The organism is Salibacterium aidingense DSM 18341, assembly GCF_000429685.1.
Lineage (GTDB): Bacteria > Bacillota > Bacilli > Bacillales > Marinococcaceae > Salibacterium > Salibacterium aidingense.
On record NZ_AUCI01000002.1, the window covers coordinates 334,460 to 345,816 of the forward strand.

Genomic DNA, 11,357 nt, shown 5'->3' on the forward strand with positions numbered 1-11,357 from the left:
TAATCTGACATAATCAATACAAACAATATGGTTTTCCTTTAAAGACAGTCCCGTGAGGCTGAGAAGGAGCAGGAACACGCGGTCGTTACGCGGACGACGTGTGTAGAATGTCAGGTTATCCATCCTCTCACCCTTACGGGCGGGAGGATTTTTTATGAGAAAGAATCACCTGGAAAAAGGATGTGAAGAAAAAAAGTGTATGACGAAGGAAGAGTATTGTTGGATGAACAGGCGATACGGCGTGCGTTGACAAGAATATCCCATGAGATCATTGAGAAAAACAAGGGGATTGAGGACTGTGTGCTTGTCGGAATTAAAACGAGAGGCATTCATATTGCCAACCGCATCGCTGAAAATATTGCCAGAATTGAGGGCAGTCCGATACCAGTCGGGGAAGCGGATATAACGCTTTACCGTGATGATTTAACCTATCATTCCCAAAGTTCCGATCCTGAGTTAAAAGGCACGGATCTGCCGGTTGATGTAGAGGATAAAAATATTATTCTGGTCGATGATGTACTTTATACGGGCCGAACCGTTCGGGCTGCGATGGATGCGGTAATGGATCTCGGTCGTCCTTCCCAGATACAGCTTGCTGTCCTTATTGACAGGGGGCATCGGGAACTGCCGATAAGGCCGGATTATATAGGAAAAAACATTCCGACCTCCAAAGGAGAAATTATCGCGGTTAAACTTAACGAAACGGACAGTTTGAATGAAGTAACTATCAGAAATATTACAGTATAGCACCCACTTTAAATCAGTCCAGTGAGACTGAAAAGGGGTATGAATAAAAGCGGGGAAAAAGATCTTTTCCTGTTTGTCATTTGTACCTCTTTGCCGATTAGGGCAAAGATTTTTTTTGCCCGTTTCCGGCAGAAACATCAAAATACAGGGAGAGATACAGATGGAAGATAAACAGGTGAAATTACACATAAAGGAAAAGCCGACGTGGAATCAATGGTTCATTTTAAGCCTGCAGCATTTATTTGCGATGTTTGGTGCGACGATTCTTGTTCCCGTATTAACCGGATTGAGTCCGGCTGTCGCTTTACTGTCAAGCGGGCTTGGAACGCTTGCGTATCTTGTCATAACAAAAGGGCAGATTCCTGCCTATTTAGGATCGTCTTTTGCATTTATCATGCCGGTTATTGCTGCGATGTCTCTGGGCGGACCGGAAGGGGTCATGATTGGAACCTTTGCTGCCGGACTCGTGTATGGAATGACGTCCCTTATGATAAAAGCAACGGGGATTCAGTGGCTGATGAACCTGCTCCCTCCCATTGTGACAGGACCGGTTATCATGGTGATTGGTCTGGGACTGGCCGGTACCGCCATCGAAATGGCAATGAATTTTAATGAGGAAACCGGTCAGTATGTGCAGCCCATGCTCCATTTCAATGTAGCTTTGGTTACGCTTTTCATTACGATTGTTGTCTCCGTTTTTTTCCGAGGTTTTTTCAATTTAATACCTATCTTATTCGGCATCACCGGAGGCTACGTGACTGCCTCCTTTATGGGGCTGGTTGATTTCCGTCAAATCGCAGAAGCCCCCTGGGTTCGTGTGCCGGATTTGGTTGTTCCGTTTGTTACCTTTCAGCCGGAGTGGTCCTGGAGCATTATCCTTATTATGGCGCCGATTGCTCTTGTCACCTTGGCCGAACATATTGGTGACCAGCTCGTATTAAGCAAGGTAACAGGCACCAATTTTGTCAAAAAACCGGGGCTTCACCGATCTATTATGGGAGATGGAGCCGCGACCATTATTGCTTCTCTCGTTGGAGGACCTCCAAATACCACCTATGGAGAAAATATTGGGGTGCTTGCGATTACGAAAGTATTTAGTGTGTTTGTTATCGGTGGGGCAGCTGTAATGGCAATAGCTTTCGGATTTATCGGAAAAGTAGAAGCAGTGATTGCAAGTATTCCGGGAGCCGTCATGGGCGGGGTGTCGATACTATTATTCGGCATCATTGCTTCGTCGGGGATGCGCATGCTGATTGATAATCAAATAGATCTGGGGATTAAACGCAATTTAATTATCGCTTCTGTGATTCTTGTTATCGGTATCGGCGGAGCTTTTATTGAGATCAATGAAAATTTGGAAGTTGCCGGAATGGCTTTGTCCACCATTATTGGAATCATTCTTAACTGGGTTCTTCCTGGAAAACAGTATGGATTTGGTAACGGGGCGATGTTCGCCTCGCTTGAGGAAAAAATGAAAGAGGACCAAGCAGCTTAACATGCCATCCTTTAAGAAGAGTACAGAGAGACTCGGAAGGGTGATTCGGAGGAAACATTCCGGCAGCCCCCCTGAAGAGTCTCAGGGGGGCTTTTGTCATGGCGGTGGATTGATAACAAAAAGGAGGAGAAAGGCATGGCCTCAGGGTTGAAGCAAAAAGAAGGAAAAAGATTTCAACTGTCTCATGTACTCACAATGGAAGACTGGGGGAAACAAGAAATTCATGACCTGCTTCACAAGGCGCAGTGTTTTGCTGATAATCCTGAAAAATATCCATTTCAACGGTTGTATGCTGCTAATTTATTTTTTGAACCGAGCACTCGAACAAAAATAAGTTTTGAAGCAGCCGAGCGGAATTTAGGACTTGATTTACTTCATTTTGAAGCAGATACCTCCAGTGTTAAAAAGGGAGAAAGTTTATATGATACTGTGAAAACGCTGGAAAGCATAGGGGCCGATGTTATTGTTATCCGTCACGGAAAAGAGAGGTATTTTGATGAACTGCGGGATCATATTCACATTCCTATTATTAATGGAGGCGATGGATGCGGTCATCATCCCACCCAGTCCTTCCTGGATCTTCTTACTATAAAGCAGGAGTTTGGAACGTTTGAAAATATTAAGGTTGTCATTGCCGGGGATATATTTCACAGCAGGGTGGCGCGCTCGAACATGGAAGTATTGGAGCGCCTGGGAGCAGATGTATACGTGAGCGGACCCAAAGAATGGATGAATGAGGAGATGCTGCCCCGTTATGTACCGATGGATGAAGCCGTGGAACTGGCTGACGTTATGATGATGCTGAGAATTCAGCATGAGAGACATGCCGTGAAAATGGTGGCCGGCCCTGAAAAATATCATGAACGATATGGGTTAAATGAAGAAAAAGCATCACGAATGAAGAAAAACAGTATCATTATGCACCCGGCCCCGATAAACCGCAATGTAGAACTGGCAGATGCCCTCGTTGAATCCCCTCGCTCCAGAATTTTTAAACAAATGAAGAACGGAGTGTTTGTCCGGATGGCGGTTTTATGGGATGTACTGGAAAAATACAAAGGGACGTTATGGAAACGATAGGAAAAGGGCACTGTGCCGGCTTACAGTAGAAATGCAGCATTTGAAAGGGAAGGAGCAAAACCCGCGATGAGAAAACGTAAATTAATGCTTGAAAACGGAATAGTGTTGACAGGAGAGGCATTGGGAAGTCTGCGGCAGACAACCGGAGAGGTTGTTTTCAATACTAGTATGACTGGATATCAGGAAATTTTGTCGGATCCTTCCTACTGTGACCAGATTGTTACCCTTACCTACCCTTTAATAGGAAATTACGGTATTAACCGGGATGATTTTGAAACATTGAATCCTTCAGCCGGGGGACTTATTGTAAAAGAGTCAGCAGCTCATCCAAGCAATTTCCGCAGCGCAGCGAATTTGGATGAATGGTTGAAAGAAAAGGACATCCCTGCTCTGGCAGGAGTGGATACACGGATGTTAACAAGAATGATTCGAGAGCACGGTACGTTATACGGAAGATTGTTTGGGGAGCAGGAAGAGGAAAAAGAAATACTGGAAGAACTGCGGGCCTTTCAACCCACGCGCAACAAGGTAAAGAAAGTATCGACGCAGCATGCGTATCATGCCCCCGGAACGGGCCGGAGAGTAGTGTTGATGGATTATGGAGCCAAACACGGTATTGCCCGTAACCTGATCAAGCGCGGCTGTGATGTCTTTGTTCTCCCATACAACTCCCTTGCAGAAGACATTTTTAAACTCAATCCGGATGGCGTTATGCTGAGTAACGGACCAGGAGATCCGGAGGATGTGCCGGAAGCGGTAGAGACTCTGAAAAAACTGATCGGTCATCTTCCCATTTTCGGAATTTGTCTTGGCCATCAGCTGCTCAGCCTCGCCTGTGGAGCATCTTCTTCGAAGCTGAAATTCGGCCACCGTGGAGCCAATCATCCCGTTAAAGATGTGCGGAGCGGAAGAGTTGATATGACATCTCAAAACCATGGCTATACGATAGACAGGGATTCGTTGATGGGGACGGATCTCCAGTTGACCCATGTCAATGTAAACGACGGGACAGTAGAGGGGGTAGCCCATAATCACTATCCTGCGTTTAGTGTTCAGTATCATCCGGAAGCATCTCCCGGCCCGGAAGATTCCAACGATTTGTTTGACGAATTCACCGCCATGATCGATAAACACCGGGCGAAAACACCTCAAGTCTAAAGGAGAGAAAGCGATGCCAAAACGAACAGATATCCAGAAAATATTAGTGATCGGCTCCGGACCTATTATTATAGGCCAGGCAGCGGAATTCGATTATGCCGGAACTCAAGCCTGCCAGGCGTTAAAAGAAGAAGGATACGAAGTGATTCTAGTTAATTCCAACCCAGCCACAATCATGACAGATACAACAATGGCAGATAAAGTTTACATGGAACCAATCAGTCTCGAATTTGTAACACGGGTCATCCGTAAGGAAAAGCCTGATGCTCTTCTGCCGACACTTGGAGGCCAGACCGGACTTAATATGGCGATGGAATTATATAAAGAAGGGGTGCTGGAAGAACACCGGATATCGCTTCTCGGATCAGAACTGGAAGCTATAGAAAAGGCAGAAGACAGGGAAGTGTTCCGCTCCTTAATGCGGGAGTTACAGGAACCTGTACCGGAAAGCGACATCATTCATTCTTTGGAGGAAGCAGAACGTTTTGTGGAAAAAATAGGATTTCCTGTTATTGTAAGGCCGGCCTACACATTGGGAGGAACCGGCGGAGGCCTGGTCCACGATGCACAGGAGCTTGCCGAAACCGTCGGAACAGGACTGAAATACAGCCCGGTGACGCAGTGTTTGATTGAAAAGAGTATTGCAGGTTTTAAAGAAGTGGAATATGAAGTGATGCGTGACGCCTCGGGAGAATGCATTGTCGTCTGTAATATGGAAAATGTTGACCCGGTTGGTATACATACCGGTGACTCCATTGTAACGGCTCCAAGCCAGACGTTGTCAGACAGAGAATATCAAATGCTGAGAAATTCTTCCCTAAAAGTAATTCGTTCCCTGGAAATAGAAGGCGGCTGTAACGTGCAGTTTGCTCTGTCTCCATATAGCTTTGAGTATTATCTTATTGAAGTAAACCCCCGCGTCAGCCGGTCCTCTGCCCTTGCTTCAAAGGCGACCGGTTATCCAATTGCCAAACTGGCTGCCAAGATCGCCGCCGGGTACCGCCTGGATGAACTGAAAAACCCGATTACCGGTACAACCTATGCCAGCTTTGAGCCTGCGCTCGATTACATTGTGACGAAAATCCCGCGCTGGCCTTTTGATAAATTTGAGGCAGCCAACCGTAAACTGGGGACGCAAATGAAAGCAACCGGGGAAGTAATGGCCATCGGCCGTAATTTTGAAGAATCGCTCATGAAAGGCATCCGTTCGCTGGAAATAGATAAATCCCATCTCTGCGTTCCTGTCTACCGGGATTACAGTGATGAAACGTTAACCACAAAACTCCAGAAAGCGGAAGACGAACGACTATTCGTCATTGGGGAGGCGTTTCGAAGGGCATGGACCGTGGAACATGTACAAAAATTGACAGGCATTGATCCGTTTTTCCTCGAAAAGTTATTAGGTATTGTTCGTATGCGGGAAGAGCTTTCTTATCATCCCGGCGATACAGAAATGCTTTGGTTTGCTAAAAAAATAGGAATAGCCGATACAGAAATTGCTTCCCTCTGGAATTGGAGCGAGAAGGAGGTTTACGCATTCCGCCGTCATAAAAACCTGATGCCGGTTTATAAAATGGTGGATACTTGTGCAGCTGAATTTGAATCCGAAACACCGTACTATTACTCCACGTATGAGCAGGAAAATGAAAGCGGGCGAAGCAGCCGTCCTTCCGTTCTTGTGCTTGGTTCGGGACCCATCCGGATCGGTCAGGGAATCGAGTTTGATTATGCGACGGTTCATACCGTCTGGGCCCTGCAGGATGAGGGGTATGAAGCAATTATAATGAACAATAATCCGGAAACAGTATCTACGGATTTCAGCGTATCAGATAAATTGTATTTCGAACCGTTAACGGTAGAAGATGTCATGCATGTTGTGGAGCAGGAACAGCCGGAAGGGGTCATTGTCCAGTTCGGCGGGCAAACGGCCGTCAACCTGGCCGACGGCCTTCATGAGAGAGGCGTTTCTATCCTTGGTACGACACTGGAAGACATGGATAGAGCTGAGGACAGAGATAAATTTGAATATACCCTTCAGCAGCTTGGAATTCCGCAGCCGCTCGGTAAAACGGCAGTCTCCACACAGGAAGCTGAAAAAATTGCTGCCGAGATTCATTATCCCGTGCTTGTCCGTCCTTCTTATGTGCTGGGCGGCCGCGCTATGGAAATCGTCGACAGTGAATCAGAATTACGATCATATATGGACCGAGCCGTGAAAGTAAATGAAAAACACCCTGTTTTGATTGACCGGTATATGGTGGGAAAAGAAGTGGAAGTCGATGCTGTTTCAGATGGAGAGACCGTATTCATACCGGGAATTATGGAGCATATTGAACGTGCCGGGGTACATTCCGGGGACTCCATTGCCGTATACCCGCCGCAGACGCTGTCGGACGACCTGAAACGGAAACTGACGGAACGTACTGTTGCCATCGGGAAAGGATTAAACATAAAAGGACTTCTAAACATTCAGTTTGTGATTCACGAAAATGAAGTCTATGTCCTGGAAGTGAATCCGAGAGCCAGCAGAACGGTTCCTTTCTTGAGTAAAATTACCGGGGTTCCGATCGCTTCGATAGCAACGAGAGTAATGACAGGAAACAGCCTTGTCCGGCAGGGGTATGCCGATGGGATGCTCCCGGAAAAACAAGACGTTTCGGTTAAAGTGCCAGTTTTTTCGTTTGCAAAGCTCCGGCGTGTCGATATTTCGCTTGGACCGGAAATGAAATCAACCGGGGAAGTAATCGGAAGGGACGCTTCACTGGAGAAAGCTTTATATAAGGGACTGCTCGCTTCCGGTATGAATATTCCGTCCCATGGCTCCGTATTATTTACGATTGCTGACAAAGATAAAGAAGAAGCGCTGACGCTTGCCCGCCGTTTTCATGAAATTGGCTATACACTGCTTGCGACAGAGGGGACCGCAGCATATTTGCGTAAACATCACGTTCCTGTGTCCACGGTGAATAAAGTATCGGAAGAATCCCCGAATTTGCTGGATCTTATTCGGGAAGGCAGTGCTCAGTTTGTCATTAATACACTCACAAAAGGAAAACAGCCGGCGCGGGACGGTTTCCGCATCCGCAGGGAGGCGGTGGAAAATGAAGTGGTTTGTATGACTTCGATGGATACGGCCGATGCTCTCTTGAAGGTATTGGAAATGTTCACCTTTTCTGCAGAAGCAATGCCTGCCATGCAAGAGCGTAAAACAAATGTTACCAATGAGGTGACTGTATGAGAAAAGAAGATATGATAGTCCTTGAAAACAAGGAAATTGCCCGTGATATATTTGAAATGAAACTGGGAGGGCTTCTTGTACAAGATATTACGGAACCGGGACAATTTCTGCATATTCATACATCCCCTCAGCCTTTCCCCCTGCTGCGCAGGCCGCTCAGCATCTGTAAAACAAACAAAGCCGAGGAATACCTAACCGTGATTTACCGGGCGGAAGGGGAAGGAACCAGACTTCTTTCTGCCTGTTCCAAAGGCAGTACGCTTGATGTGATCGGTCCGCTGGGACATGGGTTCCCTGTTTCCGACGTTTCTCCCGGAGAAAAGGTGCTGCTTGCTGGAGGCGGGGTCGGCGTGCCGCCGTTGTATGATACAGGTCATGCCTTGAAAGAAAAAGGGGTGGATGTTACGACGGTGATCGGGTTCTCCGATAAAGGCACTGTCTTTTACGAAGATCCGTTTCGAGACATCGGCAGAGTTTTTGTCAGTACCGCTGATGGAAGTTATGGAACGGCCGGTTTTGTGACAGATGTAATGGAAAAAGAAAAACTTGCCTTTGATCGTATATTTGCGTGTGGTCCTGTGCCAATGCTGAAAGCACTGGAAACGAAATACCCGGAAGCAGAAGGATGTATATCTTTAGAAGAACGGATGGGATGCGGTATTGGAGTGTGTCTGGCCTGTGTCTGCCATACCCGTCAGGATCCTGACGGAAGTGATTACCGCAAGGTTTGCAGCGACGGGCCGGTATTCCCATGGAAAGAGGTGGTCTTATGAGCCGGATAGCGGTGGAACTACCAGGACTGTCGATGAAAAATCCGATCATGCCGGCTTCCGGGTGCTTTGGCTTTGGAGAAGAGATGGGCAGTTTGTACGATCTGAATGAGCTTGGAGCAATTGCATTAAAAGCAACAACCCGAGAACCGCGGTTTGGAAATGAAACGCCTCGAGTAGCGGAGACAGCAGCCGGTATGCTGAATGCGATTGGCCTGCAAAACCCGGGCCTGCAGAAGGTTATTTCAGAAAAACTGCCCAAACTAAAATCCATTGAAACACCATTGCTTGCTAATATCGCCGGAACGACCATGGAAGATTATGAGGAAGTAGCCGCCGACCTTTCCGGTACAGGCAGAGTGAATGCCCTTGAGCTGAACATTTCGTGTCCCAATGTAAAAGAGGGCGGGATCGCGTTTGGGACAGACCCGTCATTGGCAGCAGAACTAACTGAACGGGTAAAGGCTGTTTCAAGCGTGCCAGTTTACGTCAAGCTTTCTCCCAATGTAACGGACATTACTGACATCGCGAAGGCGGTGGAACGAGCCGGTGCAGATGGATTAACTCTCATAAATACACTTTCCGGGATGAAAATAGACAGAAAGTCCAGAAAACCCCTGCTTGCGAATCAGGCAGGCGGTTTATCCGGCCCTGCCGTGAAACCAATTGCTGTACGAATGATACATGAAGTACGAAGACAGACGCAGCTGCCTCTCATAGGAATGGGCGGGATTTCCGATGTAGAAGACATTATCGATTTTATTATAGCCGGAGCGGATGCGGTGGCAGTCGGCACCGCCAATTTCACAAATCCGTTTATTTGTCCGGAATTAAGCCGGGGGCTGGAGAAATGGCTGGCACAGGAGCAATACACCCATCTATATGATCTTCAGCCGAAAGAGGTGCATTCCGTTGAATAAACCACTTATTATCGCAATGGATTTTAAAGACAGGACGGCCGCCGAATCTTTTCTTGACTCGTTCACCGGGACTCCATTATTTTTAAAAGTTGGTATGGAGTTGTTTTACCAGGAAGGCCCGTCCTTGGTAGAGGCGTGGAAAGAGAAGGGACACCGTATCTTTTTGGATTTAAAACTTCACGATATCCCCAGCACTGTTCAAAGTGCGGCCCGGCAGCTGGCTGCGCTGAATGTTGATTTGATTACAGTGCATGCAGCCGGAGGGATCAGGATGATGGAAGCGGCCAGGGAAGGGCTGGAAACAGGAACACCCGCTGCGGATTCCGTTCCCGATTGTGTTGCTGTTACTCAGTTAACAAGTACGACAGAAAAAATGATGCAGGAGGAGCTTGGAATTCCAGCAGGGCTGGAAGAAACGGTTATACACTATGCTGTAAATGCAAAACAGGCCGGTTTACAGGGAATTGTCTGTTCTGCTCTGGAAGCTCCCGCTATAAAAGAGCATGCTGGCAGGAACATGAAAGCAGTAACACCGGGAATTCGTATGAAGGAGCAGGACAGAAATGATCAGAAAAGAGTGGTGACCCCTGCCAAAGCGAGAAATCTCGGCAGCGATGCGATTGTTGTCGGCCGCAGTATTACATCAGCAGAACAACCCTGGCAAACATATCAAGATATGATGAAACAATGGAGGGGAAAACAATGAAAGATTGGCTGGCAAATGAATTGTTAAAAATTGAAGCGGTGAGCTTGAGTCCGAATGAACCATACACCTGGACATCCGGTATAAAGTCGCCGATATATTGCGATAATCGCTTAACGCTCTCTTATCCGAAGCTTCGGAAAGCTATCGCACAGGGACTCGCAGATATGGTGAAAGAACACTACCCGGCAGCAGAAGTAGTGGCCGGTACAGCTACAGCAGGAATAGCTCATGCCGCGCTCGCCGCTGACCTGCTGGAGCTTCCGATGATCTATGTACGGAGTTCTTCCAAGTCCCATGGAAAAGAAAACAGGATTGAAGGAGCCGTGCATGAAGGGCAGCAGGTAGTTATCATTGAAGATTTGATATCTACCGGCGGCAGCGTCGTAAAAGTTCAGGACGCATTGCTGGACAACGGTGCCCATGTTCTCGGAACTGCTGCTATTTTTACTTATGGCCTGCAAAAGGGTATAGATGTTCTGCAGGGCGCAGGACTCAGCTGGGAGACACTGACGGATTACAGCGCCCTGATTGAAACAGCCCTTTCCAACGAGTATCTCAGCAGGGAAGAAGCTGAACGCCTCCGCTTATGGAAAAAAGACCCGGAAGATGAAGCATGGATGAAACATGCCTCCCCCTCCACGATGGTTGAAGAATAATAGGGAGCTTATCCCCGCGCCAACCAATCTATTCCTGCCGCACGTCCGGGGCCTGGGCATAGAAGTGGAAATCCTTCTATGCTGGAGGGGAAGCGCAGACCAACAAAAAATTTCCGAACAAAAAAGTACCGCCCCCCAAAGTTCATTTTTGGGGGGCGGTCTCGTAGTGGTTTTTCAGCCTCAGTACAGCTGATATTCTATTTTTACAGACAAGGTGGACATTTTTTCCGTTATTTCTTCGATTTATCCCATTTTGAGGGAAGATACGGACATTTTGGATCTATGTCAAGAAAGTAGACACCTTTTTTTATGATTTGTCCGTTATAAAACGGAACGGACGCAGGTTTTTTCCCACCTGTCAGGATAGATGATGCCGCGGAAGCGTCAAGCTCAAACCGCTTGACCCATCCGCTCTATCATCTAGAGCGGTGGTTAAGGAAAAAAGTACTCTCCTGCCTGCATTAGGAGGTTTCTACGGGCGCTCGACTCCGCAGAACCTGCTGTTTATAATACTGCACCGGGGTCAAATAGTTCAGGGTACTGTGGATACGCTTGCGGTTGTAAATCAGTTCAATATAGCGAAAAAT

10 protein-coding genes are annotated in these 11,357 nt (G+C 47.3%); 9 read left to right on the top strand and 1 reads right to left on the bottom strand.

From position 1 onward, the window contains the following. Nucleotides 1-195: 195 nt before the first annotated feature. From pyrR to pyrE, 9 genes are all read left to right on the top strand, one after another. Nucleotides 196-747, top strand: coding sequence for a bifunctional pyr operon transcriptional regulator/uracil phosphoribosyltransferase PyrR (gene pyrR / locus G475_RS0103955; protein ID WP_035710097.1), 552 nt, complete (start codon nt 196-198; stop codon nt 745-747). A gap of 160 nt (nt 748-907) precedes the next feature. Next, on the top strand, nt 908-2,242 hold the full coding sequence (locus G475_RS0103965; protein WP_026700166.1) for a uracil-xanthine permease family protein: 1,335 nt from the start codon (nt 908-910) through the stop codon (nt 2,240-2,242). A 177-nt stretch (nt 2,243-2,419) separates the two neighbouring features. Further along, the gene (locus G475_RS0103970; protein WP_026700167.1) at nt 2,420-3,322 is read left to right on the top strand and encodes an aspartate carbamoyltransferase catalytic subunit; all 903 of its coding nucleotides are present in this window, start codon (nt 2,420-2,422) and stop codon (nt 3,320-3,322) included. 66 nt (nt 3,323-3,388) lie between these two features. Beyond that, nucleotides 3,389-4,480, top strand: a complete 1,092-nt coding sequence (locus tag G475_RS0103975; protein ID WP_026700168.1) for a carbamoyl phosphate synthase small subunit — start codon at nt 3,389-3,391, stop codon at nt 4,478-4,480. A gap of 13 nt (nt 4,481-4,493) precedes the next feature. Next, nucleotides 4,494-7,718: a carbamoyl-phosphate synthase large subunit gene (carB, locus tag G475_RS0103980; RefSeq protein WP_026700169.1), complete on the top strand. Its 3,225-nt coding sequence runs from the start codon at nt 4,494-4,496 to the stop codon at nt 7,716-7,718. Further along, entirely contained in the window at nt 7,715-8,491 is a 777-nt protein-coding gene (locus G475_RS0103985; RefSeq protein ID WP_026700170.1) for a dihydroorotate dehydrogenase electron transfer subunit, read from the top strand. The genes carB and G475_RS0103985 overlap by 4 nt, the downstream gene beginning before the upstream one ends. Next, nucleotides 8,488-9,408 (top strand): dihydroorotate dehydrogenase, encoded by a 921-nt coding sequence (locus G475_RS0103990; RefSeq protein ID WP_026700171.1) that lies wholly within the window; start codon nt 8,488-8,490, stop codon nt 9,406-9,408. The genes G475_RS0103985 and G475_RS0103990 overlap by 4 nt, the downstream gene beginning before the upstream one ends. Next, on the top strand, nt 9,401-10,114 hold the full coding sequence (gene pyrF / locus G475_RS0103995; RefSeq protein ID WP_026700172.1) for an orotidine-5'-phosphate decarboxylase: 714 nt from the start codon (nt 9,401-9,403) through the stop codon (nt 10,112-10,114). The genes G475_RS0103990 and pyrF overlap by 8 nt, the downstream gene beginning before the upstream one ends. Beyond that, entirely contained in the window at nt 10,111-10,770 is a 660-nt protein-coding gene (gene pyrE, locus G475_RS0104000) for an orotate phosphoribosyltransferase (protein WP_026700173.1), read from the top strand. Before pyrF ends, pyrE begins: the two co-directional genes overlap by 4 nt. A gap of 461 nt (nt 10,771-11,231) precedes the next feature. On the opposite strand, the gene G475_RS27995 is transcribed toward pyrE, so the two are convergent. Beyond that, complete coding sequence (locus G475_RS27995) at nt 11,232-11,357, bottom strand: IS3 family transposase (RefSeq protein WP_407636188.1); 126 nt, start codon at nt 11,355-11,357, stop codon at nt 11,232-11,234.